Annotated in this window: 19 protein-coding genes; 3 read left to right on the top strand and 16 right to left on the bottom strand. The window is 65.1% G+C overall.

All coding sequences use genetic code 11. The features are described from left to right. Positions 1–22: 22 nt before the first annotated feature. The 12 genes from Tam10B_RS03710 to Tam10B_RS03655 form a co-directional block, all read right to left on the bottom strand. On the bottom strand, positions 23–814 hold the full coding sequence (locus Tam10B_RS03710) for a FadR/GntR family transcriptional regulator (RefSeq protein WP_233133573.1): 792 nt from the start codon (positions 812–814) through the stop codon (positions 23–25). A gap of 362 nt (positions 815–1176) precedes the next feature. Next, positions 1177–1965, bottom strand: coding sequence for a glucosamine-6-phosphate deaminase (gene nagB / locus Tam10B_RS03705; RefSeq protein ID WP_093959924.1), 789 nt, complete (start codon positions 1963–1965; stop codon positions 1177–1179). 31 nt (positions 1966–1996) lie between these two features. Beyond that, positions 1997–2953, bottom strand: coding sequence for a dihydrodipicolinate synthase family protein (locus tag Tam10B_RS03700; protein ID WP_093959923.1), 957 nt, complete (start codon positions 2951–2953; stop codon positions 1997–1999). Positions 2954–3048: 95 nt separating this feature from the next. Then, the gene (locus Tam10B_RS03695) at positions 3049–3909 is read right to left on the bottom strand and encodes an ABC transporter ATP-binding protein (RefSeq protein WP_093959922.1); all 861 of its coding nucleotides are present in this window, start codon (positions 3907–3909) and stop codon (positions 3049–3051) included. Continuing rightward, entirely contained in the window at positions 3906–5981 is a 2076-nt protein-coding gene (locus Tam10B_RS03690; RefSeq protein WP_093959921.1) for a dipeptide/oligopeptide/nickel ABC transporter permease/ATP-binding protein, read from the bottom strand. Before Tam10B_RS03690 ends, Tam10B_RS03695 begins: the two co-directional genes overlap by 4 nt. Before the next feature lies 1 nt (position 5982). Further along, on the bottom strand, positions 5983–6939 hold the full coding sequence (locus tag Tam10B_RS03685) for an ABC transporter permease (RefSeq protein WP_093959920.1): 957 nt from the start codon (positions 6937–6939) through the stop codon (positions 5983–5985). A gap of 439 nt (positions 6940–7378) precedes the next feature. Beyond that, positions 7379–8953 (bottom strand): ABC transporter substrate-binding protein, encoded by a 1575-nt coding sequence (locus Tam10B_RS03680; protein WP_093959919.1) that lies wholly within the window; start codon positions 8951–8953, stop codon positions 7379–7381. Between the two features lie 355 nt (positions 8954–9308). Next, a complete protein-coding gene (locus Tam10B_RS03675; RefSeq protein ID WP_093959918.1) occupies positions 9309–9983 on the bottom strand; it encodes an N-acetylmannosamine-6-phosphate 2-epimerase in 675 nt (224 codons plus the stop codon). A 25-nt stretch (positions 9984–10008) separates the two neighbouring features. Then, a complete protein-coding gene (locus Tam10B_RS03670; RefSeq protein ID WP_233133572.1) occupies positions 10009–11010 on the bottom strand; it encodes an ROK family protein in 1002 nt (333 codons plus the stop codon). Between the two features lie 11 nt (positions 11011–11021). Beyond that, positions 11022–11936, bottom strand: coding sequence for a DUF4862 family protein (locus Tam10B_RS03665; protein WP_093960135.1), 915 nt, complete (start codon positions 11934–11936; stop codon positions 11022–11024). Between the two features lie 518 nt (positions 11937–12454). Beyond that, positions 12455–13438: a phosphogluconate dehydrogenase (NAD(+)-dependent, decarboxylating) gene (gene gnd / locus Tam10B_RS03660; RefSeq protein ID WP_143248525.1), complete on the bottom strand. Its 984-nt coding sequence runs from the start codon at positions 13436–13438 to the stop codon at positions 12455–12457. A gap of 62 nt (positions 13439–13500) precedes the next feature. Continuing rightward, positions 13501–14031: a gluconokinase gene (locus Tam10B_RS03655; protein WP_093959916.1), complete on the bottom strand. Its 531-nt coding sequence runs from the start codon at positions 14029–14031 to the stop codon at positions 13501–13503. 155 nt (positions 14032–14186) lie between these two features. Here Tam10B_RS03655 and Tam10B_RS03650 point away from each other — a divergent pair, with 155 nt between their 5' ends. Further along, positions 14187–14969 carry a FadR/GntR family transcriptional regulator gene (locus tag Tam10B_RS03650; RefSeq protein ID WP_233133571.1) on the top strand — a complete coding sequence of 261 codons (783 nt, stop codon included), beginning with the start codon at positions 14187–14189 and terminating at the stop codon, positions 14967–14969. Positions 14970–15119: 150 nt separating this feature from the next. On the opposite strand, the gene Tam10B_RS03645 is transcribed toward Tam10B_RS03650, so the two are convergent. The 4 genes from Tam10B_RS03645 to Tam10B_RS03630 all read right to left on the bottom strand — a co-directional run bounded on the left by Tam10B_RS03645 (position 15120) and on the right by Tam10B_RS03630 (position 19605). Next, on the bottom strand, positions 15120–15614 hold the full coding sequence (locus Tam10B_RS03645; protein WP_093959914.1) for an S-ribosylhomocysteine lyase: 495 nt from the start codon (positions 15612–15614) through the stop codon (positions 15120–15122). Positions 15615–15784: 170 nt separating this feature from the next. Further along, complete coding sequence (locus Tam10B_RS03640; protein WP_093959913.1) at positions 15785–16387, bottom strand: GNAT family N-acetyltransferase; 603 nt, start codon at positions 16385–16387, stop codon at positions 15785–15787. Positions 16388–16723: 336 nt separating this feature from the next. After that, entirely contained in the window at positions 16724–18646 is a 1923-nt protein-coding gene (gene recQ, locus Tam10B_RS03635; RefSeq protein ID WP_233133570.1) for a DNA helicase RecQ, read from the bottom strand. A gap of 275 nt (positions 18647–18921) precedes the next feature. Next, the gene (locus Tam10B_RS03630; RefSeq protein ID WP_093959912.1) at positions 18922–19605 is read right to left on the bottom strand and encodes a TetR/AcrR family transcriptional regulator; all 684 of its coding nucleotides are present in this window, start codon (positions 19603–19605) and stop codon (positions 18922–18924) included. Between the two features lie 237 nt (positions 19606–19842). On the opposite strand from Tam10B_RS03630, the gene Tam10B_RS03625 reads away from it, so the two are divergent. Both Tam10B_RS03625 and Tam10B_RS03620 read left to right on the top strand, forming a co-directional pair. Further along, complete coding sequence (locus tag Tam10B_RS03625) at positions 19843–22449, top strand: YhgE/Pip domain-containing protein (RefSeq protein ID WP_093959911.1); 2607 nt, start codon at positions 19843–19845, stop codon at positions 22447–22449. 2 nt (positions 22450–22451) lie between these two features. Then, positions 22452–24626 (top strand): YhgE/Pip domain-containing protein (locus Tam10B_RS03620; RefSeq protein ID WP_093959910.1); only part of this gene is annotated, 2175 nt, incomplete at its 3' end.

Here is a 24626-nt window from a genome sequence, read left to right as displayed (position 1 = left end):
GCTGAGGGGAGCCTACGTATATCTAGCGATCCAGCGCGGCGGCGAGGATGGCGTCGATGGGACGGTAGTGGTCGTCCACGGCCCTGCGGTAGGCGTCGGCGTCTCCGGCGAGCGCGGCGTCGAGCATCGCGCGATGTGCTTCGGCACTGTCCTTGAGCTGTGCGGACACCTGCAGTCCGAGGCTGGGCAGCACGGCCATGTGCACCATCCACAGGCTGTCGGACAGCTGGGTGAGCACGGTGTTGTTCGCGTAGGCGAGCAGTCGGGAGTGGAATGCGATGTCCTCGTCGAGGAAGCTGTCGCCATGTTCGGCGCGTTCGACCATGCGGTCGGTGATCTCCATGAGTTCGGGCTGTTCGGTGCCCTTCAGCGCGGCGACGATCGATTCGGCCACGCCTTTGTCGAGCGAACGGCGGACCTGCACCACGTTGCGCAGTTCGCTGAAGTCCTGTTTGCTGGTGGCCTTGACCATGGCACGGAAGGCCAGCGTCTCGACGAGCGGTTCCAGCGACAGGTCGCCCACGAACGTGCCCCGGCCGTGAACCACCTTGACGATGTGCAGGGCCTCGAGCTTGCGCACGGCCTCGCGTACGGAGGATCGTGACGCCTTGACGGCCTGGCACAGTTCGGTTTCGGTGGGCAGGCTGTCGCCCGGCACGAGCTTGTGATTGATGATGTACGACTTGATCGCGTCCATGGTGATATCGCAGCGGCTGGGCTGCTGGGGGGTGTCCGTGTCGATCGGCGAACGGTCCAGGTAGGCCAACGACGGTACGGCGGCCACGAAATCACTGGCCGAAGGCGTGGATGACATCTCTGTGTTCCTTTCCAGAACGTGTGCGGTCACAGCAGCGTCGACATGAACATGTGGTTCAAGTTCGACTACGTAATTGGAGTCGTGCCCCTCCAAACTGCACCGGGATATCGTCAACGACAACCACAGGTGTTTATTTTATAACACCGCACTCACATCGAACCGCTTTAACGACCGAAAGCGGAACCATACGACGCTGGATGGTGGGCTTCGACGGGGGCGCTCGGCGATGGGGGCGGTATACGCGACATGGATGAAGGCGCGTACGCCGGAGGCGGACCGGGAAAACCCGATCCGCCTCCGGCATGCGGTCGAGAGGAGTCACGCGGCTATGGCAGGTTCCGTGGGACTCCCCCGACCGGTCAGATGCCCTGCCAGGCGGGCTTGTTCGCGTAGACCCAGCGGTAGTAGTCGGCGAGCTTGAGCTTGCTGGCCGCCGCCTCGTCCACGATGAACGTGGCGTGCGGGTGCAACTGCAGCGCGGATGCCGGACACATGGCCGAGACGCCGCCCTCCACGCTGGCGGCCACGGCGTCGGCCTTGTTCTCGCCGAACGCGAGCAGCACCAGATGACGGGCCTTCATGATCGTGCCGATGCCCTGCGTGATGCAGTGCGTGGGTACCTGGTTCATGTCGCCGTCGAAGAAGCGGGCGTTGTCGACGCGGGTCTGCTGGGTGAGCGTCTTGATGCGCGTGCCGGACGCCAGCGAGCTGCCGGGCTCGTTGAATCCGATGTGGCCGTCGGTGCCCACGCCGAGGATCTGCACGTCGATGCCGCCGGCCTCCTCGATGGCGCGATCGTAGTCGGCGCCGGCGGTGGCGATGGTCTCGAGCGCGCCGTTGGGCACGTGCACGTGCTTCGGGTCGAGGCCGAGCGGCTCCACCACGGTGCGCGTGATCACGCTGCGGTAGGATTCGGGGTGTTCGACCGGCAGGCCGGCGTACTCGTCGAGCGCGAAGCCGCGCACGTGGGAGACGTCGAGGCCGCGGTCGCGCACCTCGAGCGCCAGATGCTCGTAGGCGACCAGCGGCGTGGATCCGGTGGCTAGACCGAGCACGGCGAACGGCTTGCGTTCGATGAGATCGGCCACGGACTTGGCGTACAGCGCGCCGGCCTCATCCTGGTTCTTGACGATGATGACTTCCGCCATGGGTGTTCCTTTCGCGGGTTCCTTTGAAGCTTCAGTGAGTGGAGTTGGTGACTTCCTCGGGGGTGTGCACGGGTTCGAGTCCGCATTCGCGCAGCACGGCGGCCACGGCCTCCACGTTCTCGCCCTGCAGCGCCTGCACCGGGTTGGGCATTTGGTTGGTGTCGAACACGCCGAGCAGCGCCATGGCGGTCTTGAACGCACCCACGCCGGCGCCGAATCCGGAGACTCCGGATGTGACGGTGACGATGCGCATGAGTGCGGCGAGCTTGTCCTGTTCGGCGCGCACGGTGGCCCAGTCGCCGGCCTCGTACGCCTGCCACATGCGCACGTATCCGGTGCATTCCACGTTGCCCAGGCCCGGCACGCTGCCGTCGGCGCCGGCCATGTACGCGCCGTCGACCACGACCTCCTGTCCGGTGAGCAGGGTGAGCGGGTGGCCGGCCTTGTTGTTGTCGTCCACGAGGAAGCGGAAGGCCACGTCGTCGTTCGACGAGTCCTTCACGCCGGCGAGAACGCCGTCGAGGCCGAGGCGCACGAGCAGGTCGCCGGGCAGTTTGACGTGCACGCACACGGGGATGTCGTAGGCGAACAGCGGCAGGTCCACGGCCTCGTGAATCAGACGGAAGTGGTTCTCGATCTCCGGCAGGCCGCCGAGCGCGTAGAACGGCGCGGTGGCGACGATGGCGTCGGCGCCCAGTTCCTTGGCGACCTTGGCGTGTTCGATCACGCGGTTGGTCTCGGTGTCGATGCAGCCGACGAGCACGGGCACGCGTCCGGCCACGAACTCGATGGCGGCCTCGATGATCTCGCGGCGACGTTCGTCGGTGCTGAACGCGACTTCGCCGGAGGAGCCGAGGAAGAACAGTCCGTTGACGCCGGCGTCGATCAGTCGGTCGATCGAACGCTTGAAGCTGGCGCGGTCGAGCTCGCGGTCGGCGGTGAGCGGAGTGACGACGGGCGGGATGACGCCGCGGAATGTGGTGGTCATGATGGTTGGTTTCCTTTTGGTGTGTATTGGTGGAAAGGTGATTGGATGGTGATGCTCGCCGGCGATGCCGGCGCGGCGGACGAGGGACCGTCCGCTCAGATGCACTCGTCGGGGGTGGGGTGCAGCAGCGACGGCGCGGCGCCGAGCAGCATCTGCGTGTACGGATCCTGCGGGTTGTTGAGCACGTCGTGCGCCTCGCCGTGCTCGACGATGGTGCCGTGGTTCATCACCACGATCTCGTCGGACACGTATCGCACAGTCTGAATGTCGTGACTGATGAACACCATCGACAGTCCGAGCGATTTCTTGAGGTCGCTCAGCAGGTTGAGGATCTGCGCGCGCACCGACACGTCGAGCGCGGAGGTGGGCTCGTCGGCGATGATCGCGTCCGGGTTGAGCGACAGGGCGCGGGCGATGGCCACACGCTGTCGCTGGCCGCCGGAGAGCTGTCCGGGCAGGGCGTTGAGCGCGGACTTGGGCAGGCCCACCATGTCGATCAGCTCGTAGGCGCGCTTGCGGCGGGCCGCATCGTCGCCGAGGCTGTGCACGATCAGCGGGTCCATGAGCTGGTCCTGCACGCTCATGCGGGCGTTGAGCGCGGTGGCCGGGTCCTGGAAGACCACGGAGACCACGCGGCCGATGTCCATGCGCTCCTTGGCGGTGCGGCGGGTGACGTCCTGGCCCTTGAAGAACACCTTGCCGCCGGTCACGCTCTGCAGTCCGCACATCACGTTCGCGGTGGTGGACTTGCCGCAGCCGGACTCGCCCACGATGCCGACCGTGCGGCCGGGCATGAGCCGGAGGTTCACCTTGTTGACGGCGGTGATCTTCTTGGGGTGGAAGAGCGAGCCAGCACGGGTGGTGAACACGACCTCGATGTCCTTGAGCTCGATGATGGGCGTGGTCTTGTCATCGGCATGCACGCCGTCGATGCGCTTGCTGTTCGTCTCGCTCATCGCTGTGCTCCTTTCAGCGCCTCGGCCGCCTCACGGGCCGCCACTTCTGGGGTTGGCGCGAACCAGTCGTAGGTGAAGTCGGGCGCCGGCCCCGGCTCGGGATCGTCGGGCTGGCAGGCCACGTAGTGCTGGGTGCCGGGCACGACCTTCATCACGGGCTTCTCGTTGAGACCGTGGTCGGGGCGAGAGGAGCGCGGTGCGAAGCGGTTGCCCTTGGGGAAGTCGGCGGGGCTCGGCACGGTGCCGGGCACCTGATGGAGGCGTCCCTGGCCGGCCTCGATGGAGGTGACGGATCCGAGCAGGCCGCGCGTGTACTCGTGGCGGGGGTCGGTGAGGATCTCCTTGATGGAGGCCTGCTCGACCACCTGGCCGGCGTACATGACGGTCACGGAGTGGGCAACCTTGGCCACGAGCGCCAGGTCGTGCGAGACGAAGATCATGGCGAAGCCGAGCTTCTCGCGCAGCTCGTTGAGCAGGTCGATCACCTGCTTCTGCACGGTCACGTCGAGCGCGGTGGTGGGCTCGTCGGCGATGATGAGCTTCGGGTCGCGGGTCAGGGCCATGGCGATGAGCACGCGCTGGCGCTGGCCGCCGGAAAGCTCGTGCGGGTAGGATTCCAGCGTGCGCTTGGGATCCAGGCCCACGAGTTCGAGCAGTTCCTCGGCGCTGCGGGTGCCGCCGCGGGAGGTGAGCTGCTTCATCTGTGCCTTGATGAGCATGGACGGGTTGAGGCTGGAGAGCGCGTCCTGGTAGACCATGGCGATCTCGTGGCCGCGCAGGGCGTTGTGCTCCTTGGGATCCATGCCCACGAGGTTCTTGCCGTCGAACAGGATCTCGCCGCTGATCTGGGCCTTGGGGTCCAGCAGTCCCATGATGGCCAGCGAGGTGATGGACTTGCCGCAGCCGGACTCGCCGACCAGGCCCATGGTCTCGCCGGGGCGTACGGAGAACGACAGGTGGTCCACCACGTTCACGTCGCCGTGACGCGGGAACTTGATGCACAGGTCCTTGACCTCGATGACGGGCTTCTCCTGCGAGAGCGGGATGAAGCGGTCCTTGCGCTTGAGCTCGGCCTCGCGCAGCTGGGCAAGTCGCAGCTCCAGGCTGTCGTGCTGGGCCTTGTAGGCGGCCACCGGGTCGATGAGCAGCTGGTCTTCCTTGCGCTTGAGCTCGGCCTCGTCGGCGGTCTGCTTGATCGGCGCGGTCGGGGCGGCCACCATGGCGTCGGTGATGCCTTCGGACAGGATGTTGAGGCACAGCACGGTGATCATGATCGCCAGACCGGGGAACATGGCCTGCCACCAGTAGCCGTACAGCACGCCGGCCTTGGCGGACGACAGGATGTTGCCCCACGTGGGCGTGGGCTCGGGGATGCCGGCGTTGATGAAGCTCAGCGAGGCCTCGAACACGATCGCGTCGGCCACCGACAGCGTGGTGAACACCATGACGGGGGCGGCGATGTTGCGCGTCACGTGCTTGAACAGGATCCACGGGGCACGTGCGCCGGAGACGATCACGGCACGCACGTAGTCCTTGCCGTATTCGCTGATGATGTTCGCTCGCACGATTCGTGCGATCTGCGGCACGTAGAGCACGCCGATGGAGATGATGATGCCGATCATGGACTGGCCGAGGATCGACACGAACACGGCCGCCAGGGCGATCGTCGGCACGGACATGACCACGTCGATCAGTCGCATGATGATCTCGGAGATCCACGTGCGCGAGACGGCGGCGATCGCGCCGATGATCGCGCCCACGACGAGGGCGAACGCGATCGACGTCAGGCCGATGACCAGCGAGTAGCGGGCGCCGTAGATCACGCGGGAAAACACGTCACGGCCGAGGTTGTCGGTGCCGAACCAGTGGTCGCCGCTCGGCGAATCGTAGCTCATGGTGATCTCGGTGGGGTCGTGCGGGGTGACGACGGGCGCCAGAATGGCGGCCAGGGCCAGCACGGCGATCACGATCACGGAGATGCGGGTGCCGATGGTCATGCTCGACCAGCGGCGCACCTTCACCTTGGTGCCGGGTTTGCTGAATTCCTTGGTTGCGTTGTTGCTTCCGAACATGTCACACCGTCCTGATTCGCGGGTTGATGAGCACGTACAGCAGGTCGACGATCACGTTGACCACCATGAACGCGAGCGCCACGACGAGCACCACGCCCTGCACCAGCATCGGCTGGTTGTTGTTGATGCCGTCGAACATGGCCGTGCCCATGCCAGGCAGGGAGAAGATGACCTCGATGACGATGGCGCCGCCCATGAGGTAGCCGATCTTCATGCCGAGCACGGTGACCGGGGTGATCAGCGCGTTGCGGAACACGTTGCGGGCCACGACCACACGCTTGGGCACGCCGGCGCCGATGGCGGTGCGCACGTAGTCCTTGTCGAGCTCCTCGACCATGGACGTGCGGATGATGCGGGTCAGCGAGCCGGCGACGGGCAGGCCGAGCGCGAAGCTGGGCATGGCCATGCGGGCGAGGTAGCCGGTCGGGTCCTGCGTGAACGCGGGCAGTTCGCCGGCGCCGGGCAGCCAGGACAGCTGGATCTGCAGCAGGTAGATGAGCAGCACGCCGAGCCAGAACGACGGGGTGGCGATGGCGATGATGGACACGACGCGGATGGCCTGGTCGACCCAGGTGTCGCGGTAGAGGGCGGCGAGCACGCCGAAGATCACGGCGAGGACCACGGCGATGAGCAGGCCGATGAACGTCAGCTGCAGCGTGATCGGGAACGCGTCGGCGATGCGGGCGCCCACGGAGTCCTTGTTGACGCCGTACACGCCGAGATCGCCGTGCAGCAGGCCGCCGAGGTAGGAGAAGAACTGCTCCCACCAGGGGCGGTCGAAGCCCATTTCGTGACGGTAGGCGGCGAGCGCCTCGGGGGTGGCGTTTTCGCCGAGCGCGGCGACCGCGGGATCGTACTGCGAGAACGACATGAGGAAGTAGACGAGCAGCGTCACTCCGAATGCCATGAACGGCAGGGCGATCAGTCGCCTGCCGAGAAGTCGTAAGAGGTTATTCACGTCTGTGTCTCCCAACGAATGGTGAACATGAATGGGGTCGGCCGGGCGTTCCGGCCGGGCGTGGCGGGCCGGCGGCGGTCATGCGCGGGTCGTTTCCGGCGTGTGTTTTCCGGAAAACGGCATGGCTGTCGCCGGGTCCGTGTGCGAAAGGAAAGAAAAAGGATGATCCCTGTCGGAAGGCTCCCGTGCCTTCGTCGGATCGGTTGCGTCGGCCGTCCGTCGCCTTCTTTCGGCGTGCGGTCGATGCGGTTGTGATCGTCGGTCGACGTCATGGGCGATTCGGCGATCGGGTGATCGTGCGGTCATTCGGACTGATCGGACGCTCGAATGATCGGTCTGATCGGATGGGTGAGTTGTCGGATGAGGGCCCGGCCCGCGGAACGGGTCGCCTGTGTGGATGTGGAATCGTTCGCGATCCGTTCCACGGGCCGGACGTCTGCTACTTGCTGAGCTTGGCCTCCACCAGGTTGATGCCGGTGGATCCGATGGGCTGGAACTTCTCGAACACGCCCTTCTTGACCGCGGTGGTTGTCTTGCGGTGGAACAGCGGGTAGAGCGGCACCTGCTCGCTGAGCAGGTCGAAGCACTGGTTCCAGTACTCCTGGCGTTCCTTCTCGCTGGTGGCGGAGATGGCCTTGTTCATCAGCTCATGGAGCTGGTTGTAGCCGTCGGAGTCCTTCCAGAAGGTGCGGGTCTTGGTCCAGGCGTTGTCGCCGTACCACCAGTTCATGAGCAGGTCGGGGTCGTTGCCGAACACGGACGGGTCGCCGGGGGCGAGGACCATCGAGTAGTCGGCGTCGGCCTTGTCGGTCACGTTCGGGTAGAGGGCGGAGGAGGCCATGGACTGGATGTCCACGTTCATGCCGATCTCGGCCAGATCGTTCTTGATCTGCGGGGCCAGCTGGGTGATCCAGGACTGGTCGGTGGTGTACAGGGTGAAGTTGATCTCACCGGTCACGCCGGCTTCCTTGAGCAGCTTCTTGGCCTTGTTCAGGTCCTTCTTGTAGACGGTGCTGGCCTTGTGGTAGTTGGGGAAGTTCTCCGGCAGGAAGCTGGTGGCGGCGGTGGCCTGGCCGTTCATCTGGTTGTCGATGAGCTTCTGCGTGTCGATGGCGTAGAACACGGCCTGACGGACCTCGGCCTTGTCGAACGGGGCCTTCTTGGTGTTGAACATCAGGAACGGCTGGTTGAAGCCCTGCACGGTCTCGAGCTCGGATCCGGAGGATTCGAGGGTCTTGAACGCGTTGGCGGGCACCATTTCCATGATGTCGGTCTTGCCGGCCTGCATGGCGGTGACGCGGGAGGTGTCGTCCACTGCCACGTTCCACACCATGTGCTTGGTCTGGGCCGGGTGGTCGCCGTTGTAGTTGTCGTTCTTGTCGAACTTGACCTGCTGGTCGGTGATCTCGGTGTACTTCCACGGGCCGGAGCCGACGGGCTGGGCCTTGAGGTCGGCGTCGCTCATGGAGGTCGGCACGATCTGGATGAGGGCCAGACGCTGCTTGAACATCGGGAAGGCCTGCTTGAGCGTGAAGGTCACCTGGTTGTCGCCCTTGGCCTCGACGTTCTGGATGAAGTCCAGCATGGAGACGTAGAGGCTGCCTTCGGCGGTGGTGCGCTTCCAGGAGCTGACCACGTCCTCGGGGGTGACGGCGGTGCCGTCGGAGAACTTGGCGCCGTCGCGCAGGGTGACCACGTATTCGGTGTCGGACACCTGCTCCGGCTCACCCTTGGCCAGGGCGTTGTAGACGGAGAAGTCCGAGTAGTTGAGCGCGTAGAGCGGCTCGGTCACGTGCCAGTTGCCGGCCATGGCGAGGGCGCTGGACGTGGTGGACGGGGCGAAGTCGCGGCTGGCGTATGCCACCTGGGCGGTGATGGTGTCGGCCACGGAGGTGCCGGTGGCCGCGGTCTTGGCGGAGTCTCCGCCTCCGCCACATGCGCCGAGACTGAGCGTCATGGCGCCGGCGACGACCAGGGCGGTTGCCTTGATCAGTCGGTTTTTGAAGAACGACATCGTAGTTCTCTCCTTTGATTTCCTACTTCCTTGAAAGTGCGAGACGCTTCGGTGTGCCTCGAACTTGGGTTTAATCATAAGACGTCTGATGTCTTATCGCAATTTGGGAGTGTCGTAAGACGTCTGATGTCTTGACGGTGAGATGGATGGACATATACGGAAAGTGGCTGGAGCGTGGTCCCTCCCTCAGTCAGACTGCGCCCGACAGCTCCCTCCCCAGGAGGGAGCACAAAGAAAAAAGCGCGCGCCCCTGCCGCGGGAAGCACGCGCATATCTTTCGTGCTCCCTCCCGGGGAGGGAGCTGGCCGCCCGCAGGGCGGACTGAGGGAGGGCCCACCCCGCTTACCGGCTGTACTCAGCCGTTCAATCGCGCCTTGAACCAACGGGTAATACTCGTCGGATGCGTGATCGCCGTGCCGACGACCGCCGCCCACGCTCCGCGCTCCATCACCGCGGCCAGCTGGTCGGGCGTGTGGATGCGCCCCTCGCACAGTACCGGCACGTCAGGGAACGCGGCGATCATCTGTTCCAGCAGCTCGAAGTCCGGTCCGTCGGTCTTCTCACGCTCGCCGGTGTAACCGGACAGCGTGGTGGAGATGATGTCGGTGCCGGCGTCCACGGCCTGCTGCGCGTCGGCGAAGCTGCCGCAGTCGGCCATCACGGTCACGCCGTCCCGGTGCAGCGCCTCCACGGTCTGCGCGTAGGTCAGTCCATCCGGACGAGGCCTGCGCGTGGCGTCGATGGCCACGATGTCGGCGCCGGCTGCGGCGCAGCAGCGGGCGTGACGCAGCGTGGGCGTGATGTACACGCCTTCGTCGCCCTCCTTCCAGATGCCGATGACCGGCACCTTCACCTGTCCCTTGATCGCGGCGATGTCGGCCAGCCCCTGGCATCGGATGGCGACCGCGCCGCCGATCTCCGCGGCCATGGCCATCTGCGCCATCGTTTCGGGGTGGCGCAGCGGCTCGCCGGGGTACGCCTGGCAGCTGACGACCAGTCCGCCCTTGATCTGTTCGATGATCGGATTCATATGATGCTCCTTTGCATGGTTGATGTCATTGGGCCGTAACGAAGCCCACGGCGGCGCCGATCAGCGGAGCCGATCCGCCGAGCTGGCCGCGCAGCAGCGGTGTGGCGCGCACGCGCGGCAGCGCGCCGTCGGCAAATCCCTCGCGCAGGGCCTTCCACCACACCTCGCCGGCGTTGACCACCGATCCGGACAGCACGATCACGGCCGGGTCGATGAGATTGCCCATGCCGGCCAGGCATTCGCCGAGGGCGCGAGCGCTCGTCGACAGGATCTCGATCGCATACTCCTCCCCCGCCGCCGCGCGTCGGGAGATTTCGGCGGCATTCGCGGCCGGGGGCACGCTGTCGGGCCGTCGTGCCTCGAACAGGTCGGCGATGCCGGTGCCGGACGCCACGGGTTCGATGTGCCCACTGGTCGTGCCGCACGAGCATCGCATGCCCGCGCCCAGACCGTGCGGCATGTGCCCCACGTGCCCGGCCACGCCGTGCGCGCCGGTGACCAGTCGCCCGTGATCTATGTAGGCGCCGCCGATGCCGGTGCCAACGCCCACCGACAGCATGGTCGGATATTCCCGGCCGGCGCCGTATGTCGCCTCGCCAAGCCCGTGCGCGCCGACGTCGCCGACCATGTGCACGGGCAGTCCGGTGGCCTCGCCCACCGCCGCGGCGATGTGCTGTCCGGCCCATCCGGGCATCAGATCGGTGGCGGAGAGGATCACGCCCGTCTCGGAGTCGACCACGCCAGCCGAGCCGATGCCCACTCCGGCGATGTCGACCCCGGCCGCCACGCATTGTTCCAGACGTCGCGCGGCGAATTCCACCAGTCGTTCGCGCACGTCGTCGCCGCCACGGTCGGCGAGCGTGGGAATCTCCGTCACGTCCTCGACCAGGGGCGTCGCGAGCGAGTCGGCGGGCGGCAGCGACACCACGCCGGACGCGATCTTAGTGCCGCCGATGTCGAAGGCCAGGTATCGTCGGTCGGCGGCCTGCCCGCCAACACCGGTTCGATCGTCATGCATGCGTGTCATGACTCCCCCGTTCATCGCGCCATCACAGCGTGGTGGATGCGCTCGAGGTAGCCCACCCGCTCGCTCAGACTGCTGTCGGCCGGCACGCACACCTTGGCGCCAACGTACTCCAGCGATTCGCAGTCCATCGCCACGCCCATGCATGCGCGCATGCGCTCGGCATCCATCAGCGACGTGGGCTCGTCGGGGTTCATGGGCAGGTGGCCGTCGATCCACTCGTATCCGTACTGCGTGGCCTCGGGGCCGGCGCCGGAGAACATGAGTCCGGTGAGCACGCCGGCCTGGGCCGCGGCGGCGACATGTTCGAGCGACAGTCCGGCGTCGCGGCCCTCCACGCAGCTGCGTCCCCAGTTCACGGTGAGGCCCACGCCGGTCTGACGGCAGATGTCGATTTCGGATTCGATCGGCAGGAAGCCCTTTTCCGGCTTCTGGCCGTCGATGAAGCGGTCGCAGTGTTCGATCACCAGTCGCGTGCCGAACCAGTCCCGTCCCGTCAGTTCGTCGAGGGAGCGACGCATGGCGTCGGCATCGGCATGCCCGGTGGGCGCGGAGTGGAGTTCCACGAAGGCCACGTCGTTGGCGCCGCGACGGTCGGCCATGGCGGATATGGCCTCGCGGATGGAGTCGAAGAAGTCAAGTGCGGCATGGCGGCCGGCGTCGTCGGGACTGGCGAGGCCGAAGTTCGGGTTGCGGCCGAGGGTCTGCATGGTGCCGGGGATGGCGGTGATCACGTTGCGACACCAGAGGGTGGGCAGCGCGTCGGCGAGCCAGTCGCGGTCGGCAGGGTCGGCGATGTTGCCGGGGTATGGGATCTCGGTGGCGTCGACCCACGGTTGGTCGCCGAGCAGATCGTAGTACTTTCGCTGATCGTCCCTGTTCTGTGGAAGCGACGCGTACGCGCCGACCACGAAGGTGGGCTGGATCATCATTCCTCCTTGGTTCACCGTTGCGTGATTCATCGTTGAATCCTCGTAGCATCTGGCAATCGTCGGAGCGTGCGCGCACGGTCCGACTGTGACCAACCCAGTCTATCATGACATCAGACGTCTGATCTATATCGTTGCCAAGTGCATCCCCCGCCCCGCCGAAGCACGATCACTCCGTCTCTACCGAAACACGATCGCCTCGTCCCCCGGGTACGTTCCTTCTCCCATCCCATACGGAACGTAACCGAGCGCACAGCCTCGGTTACGTTCCGACATACGACGATGACGCAACGTAATCGTAGAGTCCGGCACGAGTACGTTCCGCCGCACGACGCAAACGGAACGTAATCGTGGAGCCCGATACGAGTACGTTCCGTTTCGGATGCGCATCACAACGTAAACGGCCCGCACCTTGTGGGTACGGGCCGGAGGAAGGAAGGGAAGGGTAAGTCCGCAAGCGCGGCGACGGTCCCGCCACCGATCCGGTAGCGTCGCACCGGCGACGTGTCAGCGATGCGTCACCAGGTGGCGATCTCGTCGACCTTGGTGACGTGGCCGCCGAACTGGGCGCGCATGGCGGTGACCACGCGCAGGATGTCGTCGGCGCCGCCGCGCGAGGTCTGACGCTGCCACAGGGCGGCAGCGGTAGCCGGGGTGGGCACGCCGAGCTCGAGCGCGGCCTCGATCATCCAACGGGCCTCGCCGGACTCGTTCGCCACGGCCGGCACGTCCTGCAGTTCGGGATCATGCTCGGTGGCGTTGTCGAACAGGTCGAGCAGCCAGGAAGCCACCACGGAGCCCTCGCGCCACGAGTCCATGGTCTTGGCCGGGTCGTCGATGTACTCGCTCTTCATCATGGTGGCGAAGCCCTCGCCGAACGCCTGCATCATGCCGTATTCGATGCCGTTGTGCACCATCTTGGCGAAGTGGCCGCCGCCCACCGGGCCGGCGAGAACCAGACCGTGCTCGCCTTCCGGCTTGAGCGTTTCAAGCAGCGGGCGCACGTATTCGAAGGTCTCGCGCTCGCCGCCGAGCATGAGCGCATAGCCGCGTTCGGCACCCCACACGCCGCCGGAGACGCCGCAGTCGAGGAAGCGGATGCCCTTTTCGGCGAGCGACGCGGCATGCTCGCGGTCCTCGGTGTATTTGGAGTTGCCGCCGTCGATCACCACATCGCCCGGTTCGAGCAGGCCCTTGAGGCTTTCGATGGTGGATTCGGTGGGCTTGCCGGCCGGGACCATGACCCATACGACGCGCGGGGCGTCGAGCGCGGCGACCAGCTCCTCGAGGCTGCTGACGTCGCGGGCGGAGTCCGGGTTCATGTCGAAGCCGACGACGGTGTGACCGCCGCCACGCAGGCGCTTGACCATGTTGCCGCCCATGCGGCCGAGTCCGATCATTCCGATTTGCATGATGTCCTTCTTTCTGTGTTGTTTTGTGTTGCTTGTGTTATTTACGTCGTCTGTATTGGCTGTGCCGTCTGCGGATTTCAGAATTGCCATGAAATGACTGGCATGAGAACGGGTTGAAATACGTCGGGGATGCGCCACGCCGATCCGGTCCGCTATTCAGCGAGCGCACGCTCCTCCTTGGCGGCGTGCGCCTTCACCGCGGCTACGGCCCGTTCGATCATCTCTTCCATATCCCCCTCAACGGAGAGCGCGATGCCAGGTTCGTCCGGCTGCAGCGGTTCGAGCGCGGCGAACTGGCTGGGCAGCAGCGCCGGCGGCATGAAGTGCCCTTTGCGCGCCGCGATGCGTTCGCCGATCAGCGATTCGCTACCGGCCATATGCACGAAGAACACGGGGACCCCTTCGCGCAGCACGTCGCGATAGGACCGCTTGAGCGCCGAGCAGGAGACGACGGTGGATTCGCCCTTCGCGTCATGGTCGCGCATCCACCGGTTGATGAGCCCGAGCCACGGCCAGCGATCCTCGTCGGTCAGAGGAATGCCGGCCGCCATCTTGTCGACGTTGGCCTGCGGGTGAAAATCGTCGCCTTCGGCCATCACGTAGCCAAGTCGGTCACGAATGGCCTCGGCCACGGTGGATTTGCCGCATCCCGCGACTCCCATGACCACCACATGCACGTTCATTGTCTGCTCCTTTGCCTGATCGATGCGCCGTTGTTAATGATTACTATAGTCACATTAAATAATCTTTGTCAATTCAAAAAGAGTACTTTTATGAAAAAATCGCGATCGCCACGATGGAATCGCATTCCATACGCGGAATTGGTAGTCTTTTTCCTATGACAGATACGTCGAAATCACCAGCCGCGCCAACAGCACAACCGACGGCACTGCGATCCCCATCGCATGGATCATCGACCGGCCCCGCAGCCACCGACGCCAAGCTCATGCATCTGCCGATCGCCGACCGGCTGGCCCTCGACATCCTCGACGGGCACTGGCCCGTGAACGGCAACATCACATTGGAGGACATCCAGAACCGGTTCGGCGTATCCCGCACCGTGGCGCGCGACGCCGCACGCTACCTCGAGGCCGCCGACGCGGTGACGATCCGCCGACGCGTGGGACTCGTGGCACAGGATCCCGCCACATGGGCCGCGCTCAACCCGCAGGTGATCCAGTGGAAACTGCACTCCAGCCAGCGCAAACGGGAGCTCATGTCGCTCACCGAGCTGCGACTCGCCATCGAACCGGCGGCCGCGGCAGGAGCCGCCACCCGCGCATCGCTCGACGTGCGCGCCAAGATGCCCGTGCTCGCCATGGAGATGCGCAGACACGGCGAGGCCGGCGACCTCGAGCCGTTCCACGAACTCGACATCGAATTCCACTCCATGCTGCTACGCAACAGCGGCAACGAGCTGTTCGCCTCGCTCGCGCCGATCGTGGCGACCATCCTGCGCGGACGCGTGGAGATCAACATGTATCCGAGCCGCCCGTCGGCGAGCGCCCTCGACGCGCACGACGCCGTGGCCGACGCCGTGTGGAAGGGCGACGCCGAACGCGCCCGCAAGGGCATGCACGACATCGTCGACGAGGTCAGCACCGTCATCGCCACGCGGTAGACGCCACAAGGCGGTCCCACAACGAAAAATCCGCGATTCACAGCGCCTTTCGGAAGTTTCCGATGGTGGAAGACTTCCGTTTGACGCTGCGAATCGCGGATTTCGACTATTTCGGCCGGTGATTCCGGCACTCAGACGGCTCAGACAGGCTCAGACGATCTTGCGCTCGAACGGGTCGGAGCTGATGCCCTTGGCCAGGATGTCCTTGCACCATTCCTTGGCCGTGAACAGGCTGTGGTCGCGGTAGTTGCCGCAGCTTTCGATCGTGGTGGCCGGCACATCGTCCCACGTGGCCTTGTAGGCGATGAACTCGAGCGACTCCTTGAGCGCCTTCGCCACGTCCTCGGTGGAGTGCTCGCCCCACGTGAGCAGATGGAAGCCGGTACGGCAGCCGAACGGCGAGCAGTCGATGTAGCCCGGAATGCGTTCACGCAGCAGCACGGCGATGGTGTGTTCAATGGTGTGCAGGCCGCCAGTCGGGATGGCGTTCTCGTTCGGCTGCACCAGACGCAGGTCGTAGTTGGAGATCACATCGCCGTGGGGGCCGGTCTCCGTGTCGATGTAGCGCACGTACGGCGCCTTGACCTTGGTGTGGTCCAACTGGAAGCTTTCGACGACCGGCTTCTCGGACTTCTCGTCTGCCATGATGACTCCTTTTTCTATTCCCGATGGGCGGAATACCGATGGAATATACGAAACCCATCCCCTACTGTGGTCCGCCAAGGCCGCCAAGTCAACCACCCCGTCATGCATGTCGGTTATCGACGGCTATAGTTCCACGGGGTTCACGGCCGGCCCGGCAGATGCACGACCCGTCAGCGATCGTGACGCTGGTAGGCCAAGCGTTCGGCGTCGCCCTCACGGTTCACAAGTTCGATCACGCCGCAGCGGGTGAATCCGCTGGATTCCATCACGTGCTGCATGGCGCGATTGTTGCGATGCGTGTCCATGCGCACATTGCCGTAGTGCGCGACGGCCCAGTCCAGGCAGTCGCGGCCGGCGTGCGGGCCGAGACCGGAGGCGGCTACGCGATGCACGGCCATGTAGTCGTCGTCATCCAGCCACGCGCCGTCGATCGTCGCATACGACGGGTCCGGGCCGGGGCACAGCACGAACACGGCGAGGATACGCTCGGCTCCGGCGGGCGCATCGGTTCCGGCGTATATATCCTCGCCGTCGATCGCACCGTGTCCAGCGACCGTATCAGCACCGTCAGCCCCCGCATGATCGACCAGCAGACGGGCACGCCCCTCCTCGATGTCGTTGCGCACCGTGGAATCGAGCGGGAACCGATCGGCCCACTGCGTGGGATTGCCGTTCGCCGCCATGAGCTCGCGGGCACGCGCATACATCGCGCGGATCGCGTCGAAATCGTCCATCGTGGCCACGCGCACGCTGCGCTTGTCGTTTCCGGTCATACAGTCTCCTTCATCCTGACCCACGTCGAATAGCGTACTCCCTTCGTTCTCCCTCCCGGGGAGGGAGATGTCGGGGCGAAGCCGCGACAGAGGGAGGGAACACGAGCGGATAGCCCCCGAACCCCTCCCTCAGTCCGGCTACGCCGGCCAGCTCCCTCCCCAGGAGGGAGCACGAAGACATTTTTTGGGGGTTCTCCCTCCTTGGGAGGGAGATGTCGGGGCGAACGCCACGACAGAGGGAGGGAACGAAAGCAGAAAGCCCCCGAACCCCTCCCTCAGACGGCCTACGGCCGCCAGCTCCCTCCCTGGGAGAGAGAACGAAGATATTGGGTGCTCTCACTCCCCTTCTTCGAAATCGCGGATCACGGCGAGGAAGCGCTCGCCGTACTGGTCGAGCTTCTTCTGGCCCACGCCGTTGACCTCGAGGAAATCGTCGTCGGTGTGCGGACGGCGCACGCACATGTCGCGTAGCGTCTTGTCGCCGAACACGATGTACGGCGGCACGCCGGCCGCTCGCGCGATCTCCGTGCGCAGCTCGCGCAGCCGTACGAACAGATCGGCGTCCTCCCCGTCGAGTTCGGCGGGCACCGAGCCGCGCGAACGTCTTGAGCCCGCGGCACCCGAACCGTTTCCGGAGCCGCCATACGTCGCGCCGTCGCCGCCGTCGTTTTCGGCAACCGGACGGCTCACCTGCTTGATCGTCATGGTGAAGTCCGGCGCCACGGTTTCGGCCGCACGCGGCCCGAAGACCACCACCGCGTACTTGCCTTCGGCCACAGCCAGATAGCCGTCGGACGTCATCTGCGAGATCACGTCGCGGACGCGCGCGGCGGGCACGTCGCGCAGCATGCCGTAGGTCGGCACGGAGTCCAGATGCCGCCAGTCGTGCATCTCCTGAGCGTCGGATCCGCGCAGCACCTGCACGATCTTGCCGGCACCGAGACGCTGATTCACGTCGTGCACGCATCGGCTCACGGCGCGCGCGATGTCGGTCACGTCGATCGTCTCGAATTCGCCGTCGCAGTTGGAGCAGCCGGAGCACTTTACCGTACCGGTTTCGCCGAAGTACGACGTGATGTACTGGTGCAGGCAGCTGGTGGTGCGGCAGTAACCGATCATGCCGTCGAGCAGCACGCGACGGCGGTTGCGCACGGCCTGCGCCTCCTCGTCGGTGAGTCGTTCGTTGCCGTTCTCCATTTCGATGAACCGGCGTCGGGTGGCGATGTCGCCGTCGCTCCACAGGAGCGTGCAGCGCGAGGCGAGTCCGTCTCGTCCGGCGCGGCCGGCCTCCTGATAGTAGGCCTCGATGCTGTCGGGCATGTTGTGGTGGATCACGTAGCGCACGTTGGACTTGTCGATGCCCATGCCGAACGCGTTGGTGGCCACCACCACGGGCGCCTCGTCGTTGACGAACGCACGCTGGGCGGCGTGACGCTCCTCGGGCGGCATACCGGCGTGGTAGCAGACGGCCTTCACCCCGTGTGCGCGCAGGTCGGCGGCGAGCGATTCGGTTTCCTTGCGGGTGGCGCAGTAGATGATGCCGGATTCGTCGGGGCGGGCGGTCACGTAGCGTTCGATCCACTGACGTTTGACGGTGGGCACGGCCTTGATCACGTCGAAGTACAGGTTGGTGCGATCAAATCCGGTGACGCTGATCTGCGGGTCGTGAAGGCCCACGAGGTTCACGATGTCGCGGCGCACGCGTTCGGTGGCGGTGGCGGTGAACGCGGCGACGACGGGACGGTCGGGCAGCCGGTTCAGGAAGTCTCCGATGCCGAGATAGGCGGGGCGGAAGTCCTGACCCCATTGAGATACGCAGTGCGCCTCGTCGATGGCGACAAGTGCGATGTCGAGTGAAGACGCGAATTCGACGAATCGTTGGGTGTCGAGTCGTTCGGGGGCCACGTACATGACCTTGCAGCGGCCGGACCGGGCTTCGGCGAGCGCGAGCGACTGTTCCTCGGGGGTCTGTGTAGAGTTGACGCAGACGGCGTGGATGCCGTTGCCCTCAAGGCCGGCGACCTGGTCGGCCATGAGCGAGACGAGTGGGGAGATGACGATGGTGACGCCGTGCATGAGGACGGCGGGGATCTGATAGCAGATGGACTTGCCGGCGCCGGTGGGCATGACGCCGAGCGCGTCACGGCCCTGCAGGATCGCGTCGATCAGCGGCTCCTGGCCGGGGCGGAACCCGTCGTAGCCGAAGTATTGCCTGAGCGCGGCCCGCGCATCGTTCATGTCTGCCATGGTTTCGACCATAGCACCGACACTCCTTCGTTCTCCCCTCTTACGGGGAGAGAGAATCTCACTCCTTCGTGCTCCCTCCTAGGGAGGGAGATGTCGGGGCGAAGCCACGACAGAGGGAGGGAACACGAGCGCAAAGATCACTTACCCCCACAAGCCCCGCAAGGCCCTCCCTCAGACGGCCTACGGCCGCCAGCTCCCTCCCCCGGAGGGAGCACAAAGATACGGGCGTTCTCCCTCCGCGGGAGGGAGATGTCGGGGCGAAGCCACGACAGAGGGAGGGCGCGCCGCTAAGCCTCGCCCTCGCCCACCCTCGTCTGGGCGAGGGGAAGGTTTCGGCGCAGGGATTCGGGACCGGCGGCGTGGGTGGTGGAGGCGATGATCGACGCCATGAACGCGATCGACTCCTTGCGCCCGCCGGCGAACCAGTTACGCGCCACGTTCATGATGCCGCCCATGATGTAGTCGAACTGGTAGTCGCGGATCGCCTCGGCACGGCGGCGCTCGGACTCCCCCATCGTCCCGCCGTCGCCGATCGCCAACGAGACCGGATCGATCACCCGGTTGCACACGTCCCGAATGTCATCTGAGAGCCGATTGAACAGGGCACCGCCCTCGGATGACGCGATTACGGAGAATTCGTCCTCATGCTCGTCGAAGTACGTGAGGATGTCGATGGCGAACGGCAGATAGTCCCCGGCAATGATTCGTTCGGCATGAACGTCGATCAGGTGCCGGCAGGAGCGCATCGCATCGTCCATGACGGTGTCGAGCAGGGCGCGCACGTTGCCGTAGTGCGAGTAGAAGGTCACGCGGTTCACGTCGGCGCGCTCGGTCAGCTCGGTCACGGTGATGCGGTCGATGGGCTTGTCCTTCATGAGCTCGAGCAGCGCCTCGGTCAGCCGGGCACGGGTGCGACGTACTCGACGGTCCTCGGTTCCGCCATTCTCCGACGAACGACGATGTTCCGTCATGCTTGTTCTCGCTTTCCTCTGATCAACGACATCACGTCATCGCAATGAGATCGCGTTATCTCCGCAACGTCATGCCCATCTCGACGACATCGTGTCATCATACACGCTTGTTTGTTAGACTACAGTTGTAGTATAACATATAACTGTAGTAAAACTAACAGATGTTAAGAACATCGTCGACCAGACCCGCGCCGGCCGACACCGCCAACCCATTTTCGAGAACAGCATGAGGACGGCATGAAGCAAGCATTCCAAGTACTGGTCAGAGACATCAGGCGCATCATCGCCATCCCCATGGCCGTGGTCACCGTGGCCGGCCTGTGCGTGATCCCCGCCCTGTATTCGTGGTTCAACGTGGCCGCGTTCTGGAATCCGTACGACAACACCGGCAATCTGCGCGTGGCCGTGGTGAACGAGGACCGCGGCGCGACCAGCGACGCCACCGGCCGCATCGACATCGGTGATCAGGTGGAGACGTCGCTCAAGAGCAACCACCAGCTCGGCTGGACGTTCATGGACCGCGATCAGGCACTCGACGAGGTGCGCAGCGGCACCAGCTACGCGGCCATCATCATCCCCAAGGACTTCTCCACCGACCTGCTCACCATCACCAGCGGTGACTTCACACAGCCGAAGCTCGAGTACTACGTCAACGAGAAGATCAACGCCACCGCACCCCGAGTCACCGACACCGGCGCCACCACGCTCGAACGGCAGATCAACAGCCAGTTCGTTTCCACGGTGAGCCGCGTGGCCGTCTCCACGCTGTCGAACGCCGCCGATCAGGTGGACGCGCACGCCGGCGAAGCCCATGACAAAGCCTCCGAGGGCATCAGCAAGGCCAGCGCCGGCGTGGACGACGCGCAACAGCAGATCACCGAACTCATCGACTCGGTGAACCAAGGCAGCGCCAAGGTGCAGCAGGCCAAAGCAGGACTCAACGCCATCGACGCCAAGGCCGCCAACGCGCGCACCACGCTCGACAATGGCATCGCCTCGCTCTCCGACGCGCAGAACGGTCTGACCACGCTCAACACCGGACTCGCCGCCGCATCCGCCAACGCGTCGCAGTCACTCTCCCAAGGCGCACAGACCGCGAACACCTTCATCGGCCAGGCCAGCGGCACCATGCTCGGCGCCCAACAGCGCCTCGACTCCGCGGTGAGCACCGCGCAGACCGCCGTGGACACGAACCGCGACATCATCGAAACCCTCAAGGCCTCGGAATTCGCGCAGACCGACGCCGGCAAACAGCTCATCGGCGAACTCGAACAGCGCAACAAGGACAGCCAGAGCGCACTCGACGCCATCGGCACCGCCTCCACCAACGCGGGCAACAGCGCCACCGCCATCGCCAACGCGTCGAACAGCGTCAACACCGCCACGCAGAACACGCTCACCTCGCTGCAGAACACGCAGAACGCCATCAACGGCAACGCCTCCACCGGGCTCAACAGCGCGATCGGATCGTTCTCCGCCAGCGCCACCACGCTTTCCGGAGCGCTCGCCGGCGTGAGCCCCGCCATCGACGAGGCCACCGTGGCGCTCGACCAATTGCAGACCACACTCGACAAGACGGCGAAGGCACTGACCACCACCAAGGATGCGCTCGGCAGCACCAAGGATTCGCTGAAGACCATCGGCACCGATCTCGACGCGGTCTCCGCCGCCGACGCGACCGGCCGGATCAAAAGCATGTTCGGCGCCTCGGACGAGGACGTGGCGAAGTTCGTCGCCTCCCCCACCACGCTGACGACGAAGACCATCTACCCGCTCAACTCGTACGGTTCCGCCGTGGCGCCGATGTTCACCAACCTGTCCCTATGGATCGGCGCGTTCTCACTCGCCATGCTCTTCCACCTGGAGGTGGACGACGAGGGCATCCGCGGACTGAAGGCGAACCAGAAGTACATGGGCCGCTGGATGCTGCTGGGGCTGATCGCCTGCCTGCAGGCCGTCGTGACCACGGTCGGCAATCTTGTCATCGGCATCCAGACGGTGGACCCGCTCGCCTACGTCGGCACGTCGATACTCATCGCGTTGGTGTACAGCGCGATCATCTACTCGCTGTGCGTGTCACTCGCCCATGTGGGCCGCGGACTGTGCGTGGTGCTCACCGTGCTGCAGATACCCGGATCGTCCGGCATGTATCCGATCGAAATGATGCCAAGCGAATTCCAGCGCATCTACCCGTGGCTGCCGATCACGTACGGCAACAACGCGATCCGTGAAACCATCGGCGGATTCTACGACCACCAGTACTGGAGCAATCTCGGCGTGCTGGCGCTGTTCGCGGCCGTCGCGTTCCTCATCGGCATGGCCGTGCGCCCGTACCTGAACAATCTCAACACGCTGCTCGCGCACCAGCTCAGGGAGACCGACCTGCTGAACGGCGACAAGCCCATCGCCGTGCGCAACCGCTACTCGCTCAATCAGGTGATGCGCGCGCTGAGCGATTCGGCGGAGTTCCGCGCCGGAATCCTGCGCAGGGCCGCACGATTCGAGCGCGCATACCCCCGCCTCAAGCTCGGCGCGCTGATCGCCGGCGTGATCCTGCCCGTCTGCCTGACCGTCTTCTCGCTGTCCACGAACGAGAAGATCGCCATCCTGATGGCGTGGATCATCTGGATCGTGCTGATCATCGGCTTCCTGATGGCCATCGAATTCATCAACGACAGCATCCAGCGGCAGAAGGCGCTCGGCGACATGGACGACGACGCGCTGCGCAACATCTACCGCGAGCAGCGCCTGCACAAGAAACCGCTCGGCCTTCCCGACCTCGGCGCGTTCAGCGCGCACGCCGGCGCCCATGCCGGTGCCCATACCGCTTCCAAGGAGAACTGACGATGACCCGAAACCGCACGACCGGCGCGACCCGCACGACCGGCACGGACCGCACGACCGGCACGGACCGCACGACCCGCGGCAGGCGAGGCCCCGCCAAACCCGCCTACTCGCCCATACGCTCCCTGAAGAACATCGGCCGCATCATCGTCGGCGATCTGCGCCGACTGTTCGGCAACATCACCGCCGTCACCATGGTGATCGGACTGGTGGCCATCCCCTCGCTGTTCGCATGGTTCAACGTGTCGGCCAACTGGGATCCGTTCGGCAGCACCGGCAATCTCAAGTTCGCCGTGGCGAACGACGACGAAGGCTACCGCAGCGACCTGGTGCCCGTGAAGGTGAACGTGGGCGAAAACGTGATCTCCGCACTGCGCGCCAACGACCAGCTCGACTGGGTGTTCACCAGCCGCGAGGAGGCCATCGAAGGCACCAAGTCGGGCGAATACTATGCGGCCGTGGTGATCCCCAAATCGTTCAGCCGCGACATGATGACCGTGTTCTCCCCCGACGTGAAACACGCCAGCCTCACCTACTATTCGAACGAGAAGAAGAACCCGCTCGCCCCCAAGGTGACCAGTCAGGGCGCCGACGCCGTGCAGGCGCAGGTCAACGAGGTGTTCGACACCACGATCTCCACGGTGGGACTGACCATCGCCTCCGAACTCGTGGACGCACTCGACAGCGACTCAGCCACCACGCTCGTGGGCAACCTCAACACGAACATCGCGCAGACCGCCGGACGACTCAACGCCACCGCCGACAACCTCGACCAGTACGGAGATGTCATCGCCTCGGCACAGTCGCTGATCGACTCGTCGTCCGACCTGGTGGGCAAGGCATCGGACAGCGCCAAGGCCGCGCAGACCGCCACCGATCAGGCGAAGCAGGGCGTGGCCAGCGTTTCGGACGCGCTCAACTCGTCGGCGCAGAGCGTATCCGACGCACTCGGTCAGAGCGCGGACAGCTACACGACCGCCGCCACCGACATCGACAACGCCATGGCCGCCATCGGCACGCAGGGCACGGACACGTCCAAGCAGCTGCGCGCGCTCGCCGGCAAGCTCGACGGGCAGATCAGTTCGTATCAGACGTTACGCGGCAATCTGGCCGCCCTCGAACCGCAGACCGACGCCGGCAAGCAGGCGCTGGAGCGCACGCTCGCCGATCTGGACGATTCGATCGCCAAGCAGCAGTCCGTGCGTGATGCACTCAACGGCACCGCCGACAACGTGGACAAGGGCATGGCGAACGCCGATCAGGCGCGCGCCGACGCCAAGGCCAAGGCGCAGGCCGCGAGCGCCGCCATGGATCAGGCGAGCCGTAACTTCGATTCCGGACTGAAGAAGAAGCTGGACGGCATGGCCGCGTCGGTGTCCTCGGCGTACAGCGACGGCACCGAGGCGGCCACGCGACTGCAGTCCACGGTGGACGACCTGTCTGGTTCGGCTGATTCGATCGCGTCGAACATGACCGCCGCGCATGGCAAGATCACGGCCGCCGCGCAGACGCTGCGCGATTCGGCCGACAAGATGACGACGCTGCACGACAAGATTCAGAAGGCGTTGGACAGCGATGACATGCAGGCCGTGAAGACGGCGCTTGGCGACGATCCGGCGGCGCTGGCCGCGTCGATGGTGTCTCCCACGGGAGTGAACCGTCATGCTGTGTTCACGGTGGAGAACTTCGGTTCGGCCATGGCGCCGATGTATACGGCGCTGTCCATGTGGCTCGGCGCGCTGCTCATGTCGCTGGCCATTCTCACGCAGGTGTCGCGTGAGCGGATGGATACGCTTGACCGGCCGCGCCCGCATGAGCTGTATCTGGGCAGGTTCGGCGTGTTCGCGTTCGTGGCGCTGCTGCAGAGCACCGTCACCTGTCTTGGCGAGCTGGCGTATCTGCGGATCCAGTGCGAGCATCCGATGCTGTTCATGCTGACCGGCTGGACCACGTCGCTGGTGTTCGCGTTCATCGTGTACACGCTGGTCGTGTCGTTCGGCAATCCGGGCAAGGCGTTGTGCGTGCTGATCATGGTGATGCAGATCACCGGTGCGGGCGGCGCGTTCCCGGTGGCCATGCTGCCGGAGTTCTTCCAGAACGTGCATCCGTTCCTGCCGGCCACGCACGCGGTGGATGCGTTCCGTTCCGCCATCGCCGGCATCTACGGCAATGATTAT

The organism is Bifidobacterium vansinderenii (genome assembly GCF_002234915.1).
Taxonomy (GTDB): domain Bacteria; phylum Actinomycetota; class Actinomycetes; order Actinomycetales; family Bifidobacteriaceae; genus Galliscardovia; species Galliscardovia vansinderenii.
Note: the sequence above shows the minus strand (reverse complement) of the source record. Positions and strands in the feature narration are given on the sequence as shown.